Below are 16255 nucleotides of genomic sequence, written 5' to 3' on the forward strand. Positions count from 1 at the left end.
ACCGAGGGAGTCGGCGTACGACAGGACGATGCTGCGGGCGTACGAGAAGGTCCGGCGCACCTCCGGGTCGCGGGCGCGGTGGCGTGATGGGCTTTGTCCCTTCCGGCCGGCCCTACCCTTTAATCACAGAAGCATCACGAGTACATTTCTTTTTTTGGTCCCGAGCATGTCAGGGCAACTGCCACACTGGGTGGCACTATGCGAACTGGACGCCCACTCCTAGCCGCTGCCACGCTCGCCGTCGCCACCACGGCCGCCGCCTACGTGTTCGGCCCCGGAGCCGGAGAGAGCCCCGCAGCGAGCCAGAAGAAGACGGCCATGGCCGCCCCCGCCGCGGCATGCAAGGCCGACGCCCGCTTTCCCAAGCGCGAGCTGCGCGGGGTGTGGATCGCCACGACCCAGAACATCGACTGGCCGTCCAAGGCCGGGCTGAGCCCCGCCAAACAGCGGGCCGAATACGTGAAGATTCTGGACAGCGCCGCCCAGCGCCACCTCAACGCCGTCTTCGTCCAGGTCAGGCCCGCCTCCGACGCGCTCTACAAGTCGTCGCTCGAGCCGTGGTCGCAATATCTCACGGGCACGGCGGGCAAGGACCCCGGCTGGGACCCGCTGCCGTTCCTCATCGACGAGGCGCACAAACGCGGCATGGAGTTCCACGCCTGGTTCAACCCCTACCGCGCCTCCTACGGCGACAGCACCGCCAAGCTGCCCGCCGGTCACCCCGCGCGCAAGCACCCGGGCTGGACCGTGAAATACGGCGGCCGCCTCTACTACAACCCCGGCCTGCCCGCCGTGCGCCACCACGTGACCAAGGTCATCACCGACGTGGTCAGCCGCTACGACCTGGACGGCGTGCACTTCGACGACTACTTCTACCCCTATCCCGTGGCGGGCGCGACGTTCGACGACAGCGCGGCCTTCAAGAAGCACGGCAAGGGCAAGAAGCTCGCCGACTGGCGGCGCGACAACGTCAACACCCTGGTCGCCGAGGTCGACAAGGCCGTCCACGACGCGAAGAACCACGTGAAGTTCGGCATCAGCCCGTTCGGCATCTGGCGCAACACCTCCAACGACCCGAGCGGCTCCAAGACGTCGGGCATGTCGGCGTACGACTCGATCTACGCCGACGCGCGCGCCTGGATCAAGTCCGGCACGGTCGACTACGTGCTTCCGCAGCTCTACTGGCCCCGCGGGCACCGGCTGGCCGACTACAACACGCTCGCGCGCTGGTGGGCCCGCGAGGTCAAGGGCACCGACGTGCAGCTCTACATCGGTCACGGCCTCTACCGCGTCGGCGCCAACGACGACAAGGCCTGGAGGAAGCCGGGCGAGCTGGCCGCGCAGGTCGGCGTCAACCGCAAGCTCAAGCAGGTCGACGGCTCGGTCTACTTCAGCGCCAAGCAGGTGCTGAGCGACCCGCTGGGCTCGGTCGACCGCCTGGCCAGGTCCCGCTACGCCCGCCCGGCGCTGCCGCCCCTGATGAAGGAGCGCGGCGGCGAGGCTCCCGCGCCGCCCGCCGGCGCCCAGTCCTCCGACGGCACGCTGACGTGGACTCCTTCCGAGAGCGCCCGCGCGTACGCCGTCTACCGGGTGCCGAAGTCGGGCAAGGACTGCCGCACCACCGACGCCCGCGACCTCGTCGCCGTCGTCTCGCAACCGTCGTACGCGGCGAAGGAGGGCACCTACCTGGTCACCTCGCTCGACCGGCTCTACCACGAGAGCGAGGCCGTCAAGGTGAAGGCCGGCTGACGCCCGCTCCCGTACGCGTCGCAGGAGGACCCGCCGCAGGGCATCGCGGCGGGTCCTCCCGCATGACGTGGGAGCACGCGCCCGAACGGGGAAGGAGAAGAGGTGCATCACACCCGGTGGAGGGAGTGCCGGGCGCGGGACGAGACAGCGGCACGAGACAGGGGCGCGAGACAGGGGCGCGACGCCCGCGCCGGGCGGCCCGGAATCGCACCGAGCACATCCGCCGCGTGAGAGGGTAGTCGGGTCCGGTGGCGCCGGGACGTGAGCTGATGCGTCGTGCCACGGAACATCGACCGCGGGAGGTTCTCGGGTGAGGCGCGCGCTAGTGGTGCTGGCCGTGCTGGCCGTTCAGATGCTGGCGGGGCCGGGGTTGTTCACCGGGGCGGCGCGGGCCGACGACAGCGCAGGCCGGGTGGCCCTCATCGGCGTGTCGGGCCTGCACTGGAACGACCTCACCCAGGCCGACACCCCCAACCTGTGGGAGCTGGCCAGGGCGAGCGCGATCGGCTCCATGTCGATCCGCACGGTCGGCACCGTGACCTGCCCCTACGACGCGTGGCTGACCGTGTCGGCGGGCACCAGATCGGCCGTCGGCTACCGCTGCGGCGCGCCTCCCACGCCCGAGCCGCAGGGCGCGGGCGCCGTCATCCCCCACTACCGCTACCTCATCGACGTGGCCGGCCAGCGCAACGCGGGCGTCCTGGGCGAGTCGCTGAAGGCCGCAGGCCAGTGCTCGATCGCCATCGGCCCGGGCGCCGCCCTGGGGCTGGCCGACCGGCAGGGCGCGGTGCGCCACTACCACTCCTCCCCGCTCCAGGTGAAGACCGCCGACCTGGAGAAGTGCCGGGTGATCGCCATGGACGTGGACGACCTCGTTCTCCCCTACCTCACGAGCGGCCAGCTGCCCAGGGTGCCCGACCAGCTCAGCGCCACCGAGCGCCGCGACGCGCTGCGCCTGGCCGACGCCAAGGCGGGCGCGCTGCTGTCGGTCCTGCCCGTGGACACCACTGTGGTGCTCGCGGGCCTGTCCGACCACGGCTCCGTGCCGCACCTGCGGGTGACCGCGCTGCGCGAGCCCGGGGCGGCGGGCCACCTGCTCGGCGCGACCTCCACGCGCCGCGAAGACCTCTCGATCACGCCCGACCTGACCGCCACCGTGCTGACCAAGCTGGGCGTGCCGGTGCCCGCCACGGTCGTGGGCGGTCCGCTGCAGGTCGGCGGCCAGGGTGCGACGGTCGACCGGCTGCGTGACGCCGACGCCGACGCGCAGGCCGTGCGCTCGGTGAAGGGCGTCTACTTCACGGTCATGGCGGTGCTGCAGGTGCTGTTCTACCTGGTCGCGTTCCTGCTGCTGCGCCGCCGCAAGGGCCTCGTGCCCGTACGCGTCGCGGGCGCCGCCCTGGCCGCCGTGCCCGCCGCCAGCTTCCTGGTCAACCTGCTGCCGTGGTCGAGTGTGCCGCAGATGGTCGCCGGGGTGCTCGCATGGACGGCGGCCATCACCGCTCTGGCGTTCGCGGGGCCGTGGCGGCGCGCGCCGCTCGGCCCGCTCGCCGTCGTGGCCGGCGCCACGGCCCTGACGCTCGTCGGCGACCTGCTGACCGGCACGACCCTGCAGGTCAACAGCGTCATGGGCTACAGCGCCGACGTCGGCGCCCGCTACTACGGGCTCGGCAACATCCCGTTCGCGCTGCTGGCGACCGGCACGCTGCTGACCGCCACGGTCATCGCGCACCGCTGGCCCGGCAGGGCGGGCGTGGCCGCGATCGTGCTGCTCGGCACGTTCGCGATGGTGCTCGGCGGGTCGGGCATGGGCAGCGACTTCGGCGGCGTGATCGCGTTCGTGCCCGGCATCGCGGTGACCACCCTCGTCCTGGCGGGCAAGCGCGTCTCGCTGGTGAAGCTGGGCGTGTTCTGCGTGGCGGGCGGGGTGATCGTGATGACGTTCGCCTGGCTCAACTACCTGCGGCCGCCGGATCAGCAGACGCATCTGGGCAGGTTCGTGGGCCAGGTGCTGACCGGAGAGGCGTTCGACGTCATCTTCCGCAAGCTGCAGGCCATGCTCGGCACCCTGCTCAGCCCCAACCTCATGCCGATCGTGCTCGCGGCCGTCGCCTTCCTCGTCTACGCGATCCTGCGGCCCGAGCAGGCCTCGGCCGGCGTGGTGCCGGCCGCGTTCGAGCACTCCCCCGCCCTGCGCGCCGGGCTGATCGGCACGCTCGTCAGCGGCGTGCTCGGCATGCTCGTCAACGACTCCGGCGCGGCCGTGTTGTCCATGGCGCTGGCGCTGGCCGTGCCGCTGCTGCTGGCCACCGGCATCGGCGTGCTACGCGCGTCCGCGTCCGCCGGCGCTCTGGGAGACCTGGCGAGCGCGCGAAGGTGAGCCGTGGGCAGCGATCGGGTCAGTCCCAGGCGTCGGCGAGCAACCGCCGCGTGTCGCGCAACAACTGCGGCAGGACCTTGGTCCGGCCGACGACCGGCATGAAGTTCGTGTCGCCGCCCCACCGGGGCACCACGTGCTGGTGCAGGTGCGCGGCGATGCCCGCGCCGGCGACCTGGCCGAGGTTCATGCCGACGTTGAAGCCCTGAGCGCCGCTGGCCTTGCGCAGCGCCCCCAGCGACTTCTGGGTGAACTGCCCCAGCTCCACCAGCTCGGCGGGCCGCAGCTCCGCGTAGTCGGCCACGTGGCGGTAGGGCACCACCATCAGGTGCCCCGAGTTGTACGGATAGAGGTTGAGCACCGCGTAGACGGTGTCGCCCCTGGCGACGATCAGGCCTTCCTCGTCGCTCATCTTGGGGATCGCGTCGAACGGGCACCCGTCGCCGGGGCCGGTGCCCGTGGGTTTGTTCTCGCCCTTGATGTAGGCCATGCGATGCGGGGTCCACAGACGTTCGAAATTGTCCGGATCCCCTGCCCCTGCCTGATCGTGCATACCTAGCAGCATAGGACCAGGAACAATCGGGGTGCTCCCCCCGGTACGAACCCCGGGCGCCGCCCGGCGGCGGGCCTGGAGCCCGCGCGGCCCGCCGTCTGGTTTGCCAGGATGTCACCCATGACCTCTCAGCTCGAACCCATGCCCGAAGACTGGCAGCGGGCCCTGGCGATCGTGGCCCATCCCGACGACCTGGAGTACGGCTGCGCGTCGGCCGTGGCGACCTGGACCGACGCCGGCCGCGAAGTCTCCTACGTGCTCGCCACGAAGGGAGAGGCGGGCATCGACACGCTCGAACCCGTCAAGTCCGCCGCCGTGCGCGAGCGCGAGCAGCGGGCCAGCGCGGCCGTCGTCGGCGTGACGAACGTGGAGTTCCTCGGCCACGCCGACGGGGTGATCGAGTACGGCACCGCGCTCAGGAAGGATCTGGCCGCCGCCATCCGCAGGCACCGTCCGGAGCTCGTGATCACGCTGAATCCGGACGACACCTGGAGCGGCACGTACTGGAACACGCCCGATCATCGTGCGGTGGGCCGGGCCGTGCTCGACGCGGCCGGTGACGCCGGAAATCGGTGGATTTTTCCTGACACGGAGGCGGAGCCGTGGGACGGCGTCCGCTGGGTCGCCGTGGCCGGATCCGACTCCCCCACCCACGCCGTGGACGTCACCTCCGGCCTGGAACGCGGCGTGCGCTCGCTCGTCGAGCACCGCGCCTACATCGAGGCCCTCACCACCGAAGACCCGCAAACCTACGCCCGCAACCTCATCGAGGGCTTCGCCACGGAGACGGCCGAACGCTTCGGCGGCCGCCCCGCCGTCTCCTTCCGCCTCTTCCCCCGCTGACCCCGCTGGCCCTCGCCGTCTCCGTGCCCCCGTCACCGCGGTGGCCCCGCCGGCTCCGTACGCCTGGCCCCTGCCGGCTCGGTGACCGCGCCGGTCACTGACCTGGCCGGCAGGGCCCGTCCGGCAGGGCCCGTCCGGCAGGGCGCGGTCAGTACGGGCTGGCCACGGCGCGGCAGCGAGCCGGTGCGGGGAAAAACGGTGAGGCGGCGGCCCGGTGCGGGGTCGCCTCACCGCGGTGTACGGGGTCAGACCTGGACCCGGCGCTCCACGGCGTTGACGATCTCGGCGATCGCCTCGTCGATGGGGACGCCGTTCTTCTGCTCGCCGCTGCGGTAGCGGAACGACACCGCGCCGCCCGAGATGTCGTCGTCGCCGGCCAGCAGCATGAAGGGCACCTTGGCCTTCTGCGCGTTGCGGATCTTCTTCTGCATGCGGTCGTCGGAGGCGTCGACCTCGACCCTGATGCCGCGCTCCTTCAGCCGCTTGGCGACGTCCTGGAGGTAGGGCACGTGGGCGTCGGCGATGGGGATGCCGGCCACCTGCACCGGGGCCAGCCAGGGCGGGAACGCGCCGGCGTAGTGCTCGGTGAGGACGCCGAGGAACCGTTCGATCGAGCCGAACAGCGCCCGGTGGATCATGACGGGCGTCTGGCGGCTGCCGTCGGCGGCCTGGTATTCGAGCTCGAAGCGCTTGGGCTGGTTGAGGTCGAGCTGGATGGTGGACAGCTGCCAGGTGCGGCCGATCGCGTCCTTGGCCTGCACCGAGATCTTCGGGCCGTAGAAGGCCGCGCCGCCCGGGTCGTCGACCAGCTCGAGGCCCGACTCCTCGGCCGTCTGGCGCAGCGCCTCGGTCGCTTCGTCCCAGTCGGCGGGGTCGCCGATGAACTTGTCGGAGTCGTCGCGGGTGGACAGCTCCAGGTAGAACTCCGACAGGCCGAAGTCGCGCAGCACGCTGAGCACGAAGGTGAGCAGGCTCTTGATCTCGCCGGCCATCTGCTCGCGGGTGCAGTAGATGTGGGAGTCGTCCTGCGTCATGCCGCGCACCCGGGTCAGGCCGTGGACCACGCCCGACTTCTCGTAGCGGTAGACCGAGCCGAACTCGCACAGCCGCAGCGGCAGCTCGCGGTAGGAGCGCCCGCGCGCCCGGAAGATCAGGTTGTGCATCGGGCAGTTCATCGGCTTGACGCGGTATTCGATGCCCTCCAGCTCGAAGGGCGGGAACATGTCCTCGGCATACCACGGCAGGTGGCCGGAGGTCTCGAACAGCGTCGACTTGGTGATGTGCGGGGTGTTGACGAACTCGTAGCCCGCCTCGCCCTGCCGCCGGCGCATGTAGTCTTCCATCTCCTTGCGGATGATCCCGCCCTTGGGATGGAAGACCGGCAGGCCGCTGCCCAGTTCGGGCGGGAAGCTGAACAGGTCGAGCTCGGCGCCGAGCTTGCGGTGGTCGCGCTTCTCGGCCTCCTCCAGCAGCTTGAGGTAGTCGTCCTGCTTGTCGCGCGACTCCCACGCGGTGCCGTAGATGCGCTGGAGCTGCGGGTTCTTCTCGCTGCCCCGCCAGTAGGCGCCGCCGGAGCGCATGAGCTTGAACGCGGGGATCGACCGGGTGGACGGCACGTGGGGGCCGCGGCACAGGTCTTTCCACGCCCGCTCGCCGGTCTTGGGGTCGAGGTTGTCGTAGATGGTGAGCTGACCCGCTCCCACCTCGACCGACTCTTCGTCCCCGGCCCCGCCTTTGAGCCCGATAAGCTCCAGTTTGTACGGCTCGCCCGCGAGCTCTTCGCGCGCCTCGTCGTCGGAGACGGCCCGGCGGGAGAACAGCTGCCCCTGCTTGACGATCTCGCGCATGCGCTTCTCGATGCGCTTGAGGTCGTCGGGGTGGAACGCCTGCTCGACGTCGAAGTCGTAGTAGAAGCCGTTGTCGACGGGCGGGCCGATGCCCAGCTTGGCCTCGGGGAAGAGCTCCTGCACGGCCTGGGCCATAACGTGGGCGGTGGAGTGGCGGACGATCGCCCGGCCCTCCTCGCTGGAGATCTCGATCGGCTCGACCGAGTCGCCCTGCTCCAGGGGGTGGGCCAGGTCGCGCGCCTCCCCGTTGACCCTGGCCGCGACGACCGTGCGGCCGTCGGCCTCGAGGGCCTGCCCCGCCGTCGTGCCGGCCGCGACCACACGCTCGGCTCCGGCGAGGGTGATGCGTAGCTCGGCTGACACGGTGACTCCTCAGGGATCGCGCTCGATGCCCGGCACCGAGGCTGCTTCGATGGTGTTCACCGATGCTATCGCGGGCGATGGGCGTCCCCGGCCACCGTGCCCGCGCCCCGCACGGTCCTCGGGGCGGAGCGGCTGCGGGTCAGCGCCGCCGGCGCGGGCGATACCCCAGCTTCGTCAGCTCCTTGCGGGTGCCGTGGAAGATGTTGCGGTCGATCGGGCTGTTGGAGTACTGGTGGATGGTCCAGTCGGCCCAGGGACGCGGCACGTCGGGCCGGCCGCGCGGCTTCGCCGGGCTCGCGATCCACAGCGGATATTCGGCCAGGCCCGCGCAGTGTCCTCCGTTGGCGAAGGCGTGGAAGGTGTAGATGAACGGCCGCACGCCGCCGTGCCGCTCGACGTGGTGGCACCAGCGGCGCGCGAAGCGGGCGACCCGCTCGGGGCGCGCGCCGTCGTTGGTCTCCAGGTCGAGCGCGACCAGGTCGCCGCGGCGCAGCCCGCCCGCCTGACCGATGGTGCGCAGGAAGTGCCGCGCCTGCTCGATGGGGTCGCCCTTGGGCCGGGCGAAGTGGTACGCGCCGCAGACGATCCAGCTCTCCCGCATGCCGTTCCAGTTGCGCGCGAACCACTTGTCGACGTAGTCGCCACCCTCGGTGGCCTTGGCGAAGGCGAAGGACACGCCGGTTTCCGCGTGGTCGGCCCAGTCGACGGTGCCCTGCCAGTTCGACACATCTATGCCCAGGAGCAAGCGCTTCACCTTGTCGGAGTTTATTGAGATGTCTCCTGATCAGCCCTTCGCCGCGCCGATCAGCAGGTTCAGGGTACGTTCCCTGCCGGAGTACGCGGAGCCCACGAAATCGGTCACTCCGGCCTGCCTGAGCTCGTCGAGCTTGGCCAGCACCGTGTCCTCGTCGCCGACGACCGCCACCTCGCCAGGGGTGGCCGCGCCCTCCCTGTCGAGCATCGCACGGTAGGACGGGAGCCGCCCGTACGTCTCGAAGATCTCGTTGGCGCGCGCGACCGCGGCCGCGGGGTCGTCGGTCACGCAGACGGGCAGCGCGCACACGATCCTGGGCGGCTCGCGGCCCGCCTCGGCGGCGGCAGCCTTGATGGTGGGCGCGATGTGCTCGGCGATCGTCCTGGGGCCGGTCATCCAGAGCACGGTGCCGTCGGCCACGGTGCCGGCGAGCCTGAGCATCCGGGGGCCGAGCGCGGCGACCAGCACGGGGAATCCGGCGCCGGGGGTGCTGAGCCGGATGTCGGCCTTGAGCGTCTCGCCCTCGTACCTGACCTGCTCTCCCCTGCTCGCCGGGATGAGGATGTCGAGGTATTCCTTCATGTGGCGGCCTGGCCGGTCGAAGCTGTAGCCGTACATGTCCTCGATGACGACCTTGTGCGACAGGCCGATGCCGAGGGCGAGGCGCCCGCCGAGCGCGGCGTTGACGGTCATGGCCTGCTGGGCGAGCGCGGCCGGGTGGCGCGGGTAGGTCGGCACGACGGCGGTGCCGAGCTCGATGCCGGGCACCTGGCCGCCGGCCGCCGCCAGGGCGGTGAGGGCGTCGAGGCCGAAGATGTTGGACAACCAGGCCGAGGTGAAGCCGTCCCGGGCCGCCCCGGCGATCTGGTCGCGCAGGTCGCCGATGGGGTCGTCCGCGTTCCGCTCGGACAGGAAGAAGCCGTATCGCATAAGAACAGAACTCCGTTCTGGTGACTGACGCGAATCTATCTCCCGACCCCGGCGGGGGGCATCAGCCGTGCCGGACAAGATTTGTAAAGTGGCGAACATGACGCACGAACGCGCGGGAAAGCCCGCCCGACCAGCCGACCTCGTCGACGTCGCCCGGCTGGTGACGTCCTACTACGCGCTCCGCCCCGACCCTGACGAGGTGGAGCAGCGGGTGGCGTTCGGCACCTCGGGGCACCGGGGGTCGGCGTTCGACGCTGCGTTCAACGAGGGCCACATCCTCGCCACGAGCCAGGCCATCTGCGAATATCGGCGCGCGCAGGGCACGGACGGGCCGTTGTTCCTCGGCATCGACACGCACGCGCTGTCGGAGCCCGCGCGGGTGTCGGCGCTGGAGGTGCTGGCGGCCAACGACGTCACGGTCATGATCGACACGCGCGACGGCTACACGCCGACCCCCGCCGTGTCGCACGCCGTCCTGCGGCACAACCGGGGGCGCACGTCGGGGTTCGCCGACGGCGTGGTGGTCACGCCGTCGCACAACCCGCCCGGCGACGGCGGCTTCAAGTACAACCCGCCGCACGGCGGCCCCGCCGGCACCGACGCCACCAAGTGGATCCAGGACCGCGCCAACCGGCTGCTGGCCTCGGGGATGGAGGGCGTGGCGCGGATCCCCTACTCCAGGGCGCTGGACATGGCGGAGCGTTACGACTTCCTCGGGACGTACGTCGATGACCTGCCGTCCGTGCTCGACCTCGACGCGATCAGGGCGGCCGGGGTGCGGGTCGGGGCCGACCCGCTGGGCGGGGCGAGCGTGGCCTACTGGGGGGAGATCGCCGAGCGGCACCGCCTCGACCTGACGGTGGTCAACCCGGTGGTCGATCCGACGTGGCGGTTCATGACGCTCGACTGGGACGGCAGGATCCGCATGGACTGCTCGTCGCCGTACGCGATGGCGTCGCTGATCGCCAATCGCGAGAAGTACGACATCTCCACCGGCAACGACGCCGACGCGGACCGCCACGGCATCGTCACCTCCGACGGCCTCATGAACCCCAACCACTACCTCGCCGTCGCCATCTCCTACCTCTACACGCACCGCGACGGCTGGCCGGCCGGCGCCGGGGTCGGCAAGACCATGGTCAGCAGCGGCGTCATCGACCGCGTCGCGCAGTCGCTCGGCCGGCGGCTCTACGAGGTCCCGGTGGGTTTCAAGTGGTTCGTGCCCGGGCTGCTCGACGGGTCGCTGGGGTTCGGCGGCGAGGAGAGCGCGGGGGCGTCCTTCCTGCGGCGCGACGGATCCGTCTGGTCCACCGACAAGGACGGCCTCATCCTGGCGCTGCTGGCCTCCGAGATCCTCGCCGTCACCGGCCGGTCGCCGAGCGACCACTACAGGGAGCTGGTGGAGCGGTTCGGCGAGCCCGCGTACGCCCGCGTGGACGCTCCCGCGACGCGCGAGGAGAAGGCCGTGCTCGGAAGGCTCTCCGCCGAGCAGGTGACGGCCTCGTCGCTGGCGGGCGAGCCGATCACGGCGGTGCAGACGTCGGCGCCCGGCAACGGCGCGGCGCTCGGCGGGGTGAAGGTGGCGACCGAGAGCGCCTGGTTCGCGGCCCGCCCTTCCGGGACCGAGGACGTCTACAAGATCTACGCCGAGTCCTTCCGCGGGGCCGACCATCTGGCCAAGGTCCAGGAGGAGGCCCGCTCCCTGGTCTCGTCGGCCCTCGCCTGAACAGCGGAGCGTGGTGTCGCAGGCGCCGTGACTCCCGGGGCAGGAGCTCCCGGCCCGGCCCACGAGCGGCGGCCGGCGCGTCACGAATTCATCGGCGCACCGGGACTGCTGCCGTCAGCGAACGCATCACAGTTGCCCGGCGACCGACACCGTCTATACCGCCGGTCGGAGACGGCTCAGTGACTGCTGCAAAAGTTTACCGCCGAATTCAGCCCTCCGATTGACTACGGCATCAGGCCACCGTGGTTTCATCGTCACGAACGTAGCAGTTCGCAAGCAAGCCAACGTGAATGAGCTGGGCCGGTCTGATCCGACGGCCGATGGCGACGAACCCGTTCGGTGCCGGCGACCGCGAGGAGCCGGATTCGCGTCGAGGCTTGCCGGCACCATGCCTGGTCGCGCTTGCCTGCCGTATCGCCCGCAGAGCCGTCCAGCCGAGCGAGGAGACGAGCTCACATGAGTCGAACCAGGAATTTTCCCTTCGAGCCTGGCCCTTTCGGCGCTCCTCCGCCAGAGCACAGGAGACGTCAGGCGGACGACCCCCTGGGGCGCGTGATCTTTCCCACGACGGACGAGGTGGTCCTGGCCGTCCGCTATGACGATGTCCGCGCCATGCTGGGCAGTGCCTCCTTCAGCGTCGAGGCGTTGCAGCTCGGGCATGCGGACGCGCCATTGGCGCTCGCCCGCAGCGCACCCCTGCGCATGGTGGGTTCCTTGATGAATACGGATCCCCCGGACCATACGCGCTTGCGGCGCATCGTCATCGGATTGTTCACGCCCGCCCGAATAGAAGAGCTTCGTCCTCGCGCCCTCCGGCTCGCGAACGACCTCATCGACGATATGGCAGCGCCTCCGGCCGACTTCATCGAGGAATTCGCGGCACCGTTCTCCGCCCACCTTCTTCTGGACATCCTCGGTACGCCCGACCACGGCCGCGAAGAGGTCATCAGGCACTTCGGCAGCTTCATGTTCACCAGTTCACTCACTCTGGCCGAACGCATGAAGCAGGCCGGCGAGTTCAACAAACATGTGATCGCGTTGCTCATGAAGGCACGGTCGGCCAGATCCGGGCGAGGCCTTGTCGGCGTCCTGGCGAACGCGCGCGAGGAGGAAGGCAGGCTCACCGAAGAGGAACTGCACGGCCTGATCTACGCGATCGTCACAGTGGGGCACGGGACCGCGGTCGCCATGATGGCCAGAGCGGCATGCACGCTCCTGCGCCACCCGGACCAGTTCAGCCTGCTCAGCGACCCCTCCCGGGTGCCGTCCGCCGTGGAAGAACTACTCCGGCTGGATATTCCAGGTGAGGGCGGACAGCCTCGTGTCGCCACCGAGGACGTCGCGCTGCCTTCGGGCACCATCCCCAAGGGGGCGACGGTCGTCCCGTCCATCGCCTCCGCCAATCGCGACGAGAGCCGCTTTCTCGATCCGGACGCATTCGACATTCACCGCTCACCCAACCCACACATGGCCTTCGGCTACGGCCACCACCATTGCCTGGGCGCGAGTCTGGCCAGAATGCAACTGCAGGTCATGGTCCAGCAGTTCGCCGGGCGCGTACCGACATTGCGCCTGGCCGTTCCCGCCGAGGAACTCGTCTACGCGAACAACGGCGCCACCAGAGGGCTGACCTCGCTCCCTGTCACCTTCGACGCTCCCCGCCCACAGTGAGCGGGGCAACAGAGAGGAAATACACCATGTCAGCGACCACGACCATCGGCGACTTCTTCGACCGCGAGCTGATCAAGGAGAATTTCGGGGCGTCCCGCTCATTCCTCGATCTGGAGGAGGAGCTCAAGGACACCCGAGAGGCCGACGAGCTGAAAGCCGGAGTGTCCGACGACTCGAAGCCCTTCGGCTACGCCTTCGAACTCGACGGAACCCTCGACGTGAACATGATCACGCAGTTCCACTCGATGGAGGACGAGATCGCGGGGCACAGCTACGACCCCGAGGCCCAGATCTGGACGAGCTCGCACGACTCCACGCAGATCCGTTCCGCCTTGACGTTCTGCTTCAGGGGAACGTGTGGCTACTTCTGGGGATTCGACAACAACGTCGACGATGGGTGGCAATAGTAATGCCCGACCCGATCGTGCTTGTGCTGACCCAAGAATTCGATGTCACCGCCGACAGTGTGGTCAAAATTCTCAGCGAGCGCGACGTGGCGGTTTTCCGCTACGACACCAGCTACTTCCCGCAGAATTCGACGCTGACCTACCAGTCCACCGACGCCGGCTGGCACTCGACGCTTGTGGACACGACGCATGGTCATCGATCGCTCCGCCTCGAAGAGGTCACCTCTGTCTGGTATCGCCGTCCGACGCCCTTCACCGCCGACCCTTCCTTGGGGAAGGCGCACCAGGAATTCGCGGTAAAAGAAAGCGCCCATGCCATGGGCGGGGTGTTCACCGCGCTTCCCGCACGATGGATGAATCTTCCGGCCTTCGAGCTGCGGGCGCACTACAAGCCGCTCCAGCTGAAGGTCGCGCGCGAGGCAGGGCTGCGAATCCCGAGGACACTCATCACCAACGACCCGGAAGAGGTCCCTCCTTTTCACCGCGAATGTGGCGGGGCCATCGTCTACAAGGCGCTCAACAGCGGTCTTCTCCATCAGCCCGGCGGCTGGCCACGAGGGCTGCTCACCACTGCCCTGCCCGACATTCCGCCGGACATCCTGCCACGGGTGCGCTATTCTCCGTGCATTTTCCAGGAGCTGATCGACAAGGCGTACGAACTGCGGATCACCGTCATAGGCAAGAAGATCTTCGCCGTCCGCGTCGACAACAGGAACGACGACGGCGAGCCGCACGTCGACTCCCGGAACTTCCGGGGCACCAGCCGATACACGCAGGTCACGCTCCCCGACGAGATCGAGGAGCGGATCAGACGGCTGATGGACACCTTCGAGCTCGTCTACGGTGCGATCGACGTCGCGGTCGACCGCGCCGGCGAGCACTACTTCCTGGAGGTGAACCCCGCCGGCCAGTTCGCCTGGCTCGACGACGAGACACCCGGCCTGAACCTGGCCTCGGCCATGGCCGACTACCTGTCCGGCGTGTCGGACTAGCACTGCGGGCGGCTTGTGCGGAGGAGAGAGGAAGGCAGCGAACGTGCCACATGAACCCTCGCAGGCTGCGACCACGCCACAGCAAGAAGACGTCGACGGCGCGCCGGGGCAGGAAGCACCGAAGGACGTCGGCGCCGTCGAACTCGCACCCCACTCTCTCTGGTACCACGAGGAGGCCCTGCCCCAGACAAGGCTCAGCACGATCGTCAGGCGACTGCCCGCCCTCGTGGGGACGGCCCTCAAGCTGGCGTGGAAGGCCTCCCCCGCCGACACCGCCGCGACCATCGGGCTCAATGTGATCGTGGGCCTCCTCGGCGCGGTTGGGCTGCTCGCCACCACAGGTGCCCTTGACGCCCTTCTCACCGGCGGCCCCGCACCGGACAGGCTCCGCGCGGCCATGCCCGCATTGATCGGAGTGGCCGCGGCACTGACCGCGCGTTCGCTCCTGCAATCGGCTGCCGCGTGGACGCAGTCCAGGCTCAAGCCGAGAGTGGACCGGCTGGCCGAGCGCCGCCTGTTCGAACTCACCACGGCCGTCGCCCTCCGAGCGATGGACGACGCCGACTTCTACGACGCCATGCAACGAGCCCGCAGCCGCGGCGCACGGGGAGCTGCGTTGGTGGTGGACGCAGGCGTCGGGCTGATCACGTCAGCCGCAGGCATCGCCGCGGCAGCGGGCACGCTGGCCGTCCTTCACCCGGTTCTCCTCCCTCTGCTCATGGTCAGCGTGCTGCCGGCCGGCTGGGCGACAGCCCACTCAGCTCGCATGCAGTACCAGGTCATCTACAAGCTGTCGACCAGCATGCGACGGCAATGGATCCTCTCGGATCTCATGGCCGACCGCCGTCCGGCTCCGGAGATCCGCGCTTTCGGCATGCGGGACTTCCTGCTCAAGCAGTACGACGACGTCGCCCGTCTGTCCGAGAACGCGCATGTCGATCTGGCCCGTCGCCAGGCACTCGCCCGGTTCGCTGGAGAGGCGGCGAACGGCGTCGTGGCCGTGCTCGTCTATGCCGCCCTGGGTGTGCTGCTCATGGCAGGAGCCGTTCCCCTGGCGATCGCAGGGGGGACGATCCTGGCCATCCGCATGGGCAGGTCGTCGTTGTCCGCGCTGGTCGGCGCGGCGAACGACGTCTACGACGAGGGCCTTTACTTCTCCGACTACCTGGATTTCTGCAAGGAAGCCGAACACCGTACGTCGCAACACCGCCTCGACCTGCCGGCACCGGAATTCGCCGGTGTCGAACTGCACGAGGTCTCCTTCACCTACCCCGGTGCGGAGAGGGCCGCGCTGAGGGACATCTCGCTCAAGATCGGAAAGGGCGAGGTCATAGCCTTGGTCGGCGAGAACGGCTCGGGCAAGACCACGCTGGCGAAGATCATCGCTGGTCTGTACGAACCCGGCTCCGGCACCGTCCTATGGGATGGGGCCCCGATGGCCCTGCTCGACCGCGATGCCGTACGGGAGAAGATCGCGATGATCCCTCAAGATCACACCCCGTGGCCGCTCACCGCCCGGCAGAACATCACCGCCGGGGTGGACATTGACGACGACGCAGTCATCGGCGCAGCCGAACTCGCCGGGATCCACCGCACCATCGAGGAACTGCCTGAAGGGTACGACACCCTGCTCGATCCACGGTTCAAGACGGGCCACGAGCTCAGCGGGGGGCAGTGGCAACGAGTGGCCGCAGCCCGCGGGTTCTGTCGCCGCGCTCCCCTCCTCCTCTGCGACGAGCCCACCGCCGCCCTCGACCCGCGAGCCGAGCACGCGTTCTTCGAGTCCATCCGCCACTTCGCCGAGACGGATCCCGCCGCCCCACAGACCACCGTCCTGATCACTCACCGGCTCACCAGCGTCCTCATGGCGGACAGGATCTACGTCTTGGCCGGCGGACGCCTCGCCGAGAGCGGGACGCACCCGGAGCTCATGGATCTCGGCGGCCTCTACGCGTCGCTGTTCAAGCTCCAGGCCGAGGCGTACACACCGTAACGTGGACCGCCCTTCGCCCGCGCCGACACCAGTGAAAGGTCTTCCTCGCT

At 69.5% G+C, this 16255-nt stretch carries 12 protein-coding genes; 8 read left to right on the forward strand and 4 right to left on the reverse strand.

Translation table 11 applies throughout. From position 1 onward, the window contains the following. Positions 1 to 198 precede the first annotated feature (198 nt). Both ABGB14_RS39250 and ABGB14_RS39255 read left to right on the forward strand, forming a co-directional pair. Positions 199 to 1749 (forward strand): family 10 glycosylhydrolase, encoded by a 1551-nt coding sequence (locus ABGB14_RS39250; RefSeq protein ID WP_347648932.1) that lies wholly within the window; start codon positions 199 to 201, stop codon positions 1747 to 1749. Between the two features lie 310 nt (positions 1750 to 2059). Next, positions 2060 to 4129: a hypothetical protein gene (locus tag ABGB14_RS39255; RefSeq protein WP_347648933.1), complete on the forward strand. Its 2070-nt coding sequence runs from the start codon at positions 2060 to 2062 to the stop codon at positions 4127 to 4129. 19 nt (positions 4130 to 4148) lie between these two features. Here the strand turns inward: ABGB14_RS39255 and ABGB14_RS39260 are convergent, their stop codons facing one another. Further along, a complete protein-coding gene (locus ABGB14_RS39260; RefSeq protein ID WP_347648934.1) occupies positions 4149 to 4679 on the reverse strand; it encodes an HIT domain-containing protein in 531 nt (176 codons plus the stop codon). Positions 4680 to 4799: 120 nt separating this feature from the next. Here ABGB14_RS39260 and ABGB14_RS39265 point away from each other — a divergent pair, with 120 nt between their 5' ends. Further along, a complete protein-coding gene (locus tag ABGB14_RS39265; RefSeq protein ID WP_347648935.1) occupies positions 4800 to 5522 on the forward strand; it encodes a PIG-L deacetylase family protein in 723 nt (240 codons plus the stop codon). 245 nt (positions 5523 to 5767) lie between these two features. Here ABGB14_RS39265 and thrS read toward each other — a convergent pair whose 3' ends face one another. The 3 genes from thrS to ABGB14_RS39280 form a co-directional block, all read right to left on the reverse strand. Further along, positions 5768 to 7732, reverse strand: a complete 1965-nt coding sequence (thrS, locus tag ABGB14_RS39270; RefSeq protein ID WP_347648936.1) for a threonine--tRNA ligase — start codon at positions 7730 to 7732, stop codon at positions 5768 to 5770. A gap of 139 nt (positions 7733 to 7871) precedes the next feature. Beyond that, a complete protein-coding gene (locus tag ABGB14_RS39275) occupies positions 7872 to 8486 on the reverse strand; it encodes a GH25 family lysozyme (protein WP_347648937.1) in 615 nt (204 codons plus the stop codon). 30 nt (positions 8487 to 8516) lie between these two features. Beyond that, the gene (locus tag ABGB14_RS39280) at positions 8517 to 9416 is read right to left on the reverse strand and encodes a TIGR03564 family F420-dependent LLM class oxidoreductase (RefSeq protein ID WP_347648938.1); all 900 of its coding nucleotides are present in this window, start codon (positions 9414 to 9416) and stop codon (positions 8517 to 8519) included. Positions 9417 to 9513: 97 nt separating this feature from the next. On the opposite strand from ABGB14_RS39280, the gene pgm reads away from it, so the two are divergent. The 5 genes from pgm (at position 9514) to ABGB14_RS39305 (ending at position 16205) form a co-directional block, all read left to right on the forward strand. Further along, the gene (gene pgm, locus ABGB14_RS39285; protein WP_347648939.1) at positions 9514 to 11142 is read left to right on the forward strand and encodes a phosphoglucomutase (alpha-D-glucose-1,6-bisphosphate-dependent); all 1629 of its coding nucleotides are present in this window, start codon (positions 9514 to 9516) and stop codon (positions 11140 to 11142) included. A gap of 552 nt (positions 11143 to 11694) precedes the next feature. Next, the gene (locus ABGB14_RS39290) at positions 11695 to 12813 is read left to right on the forward strand and encodes a cytochrome P450 (RefSeq protein WP_347648940.1); all 1119 of its coding nucleotides are present in this window, start codon (positions 11695 to 11697) and stop codon (positions 12811 to 12813) included. Positions 12814 to 12839: 26 nt separating this feature from the next. Next, entirely contained in the window at positions 12840 to 13220 is a 381-nt protein-coding gene (locus ABGB14_RS39295; protein ID WP_347648941.1) for a hypothetical protein, read from the forward strand. Between the two features lie 2 nt (positions 13221 to 13222). After that, positions 13223 to 14212, forward strand: coding sequence for an MvdC/MvdD family ATP grasp protein (locus ABGB14_RS39300; protein ID WP_347648942.1), 990 nt, complete (start codon positions 13223 to 13225; stop codon positions 14210 to 14212). Between the two features lie 43 nt (positions 14213 to 14255). After that, positions 14256 to 16205, forward strand: coding sequence for an ABC transporter ATP-binding protein (locus ABGB14_RS39305; RefSeq protein WP_347648943.1), 1950 nt, complete (start codon positions 14256 to 14258; stop codon positions 16203 to 16205). Positions 16206 to 16255: the final 50 nt, after the last annotated feature.

This window comes from Nonomuraea sp. B10E15, from assembly GCF_039871615.1.
In the GTDB taxonomy this organism is placed as follows: Bacteria; Actinomycetota; Actinomycetes; order Streptosporangiales; family Streptosporangiaceae; genus Nonomuraea.

Bases quoted from the DNA above. Each gene is read 5' to 3' on its own strand.
- ABGB14_RS39250 (WP_347648932.1), top strand. From the start codon at position 199: ATGCGAACTGGACGCCCACTCCTAGCCGCTGCCACGCTCGCCGTCGCC.
- ABGB14_RS39260 (WP_347648934.1), bottom strand. From the start codon at position 4,679: ATGCACGATCAGGCAGGGGCAGGGGATCCGGACAATTTCGAACGTCTG.
- ABGB14_RS39265 (WP_347648935.1), top strand. From the start codon at position 4,800: ATGACCTCTCAGCTCGAACCCATGCCCGAAGACTGGCAGCGGGCCCTG.
- ABGB14_RS39280 (WP_347648938.1), bottom strand. From the start codon at position 9,416: ATGCGATACGGCTTCTTCCTGTCCGAGCGGAACGCGGACGACCCCATC.
- pgm (WP_347648939.1), top strand. From the start codon at position 9,514: ATGACGCACGAACGCGCGGGAAAGCCCGCCCGACCAGCCGACCTCGTC.
- ABGB14_RS39295 (WP_347648941.1), top strand. From the start codon at position 12,840: ATGTCAGCGACCACGACCATCGGCGACTTCTTCGACCGCGAGCTGATC.
- ABGB14_RS39300 (WP_347648942.1), top strand. From the start codon at position 13,223: ATGCCCGACCCGATCGTGCTTGTGCTGACCCAAGAATTCGATGTCACC.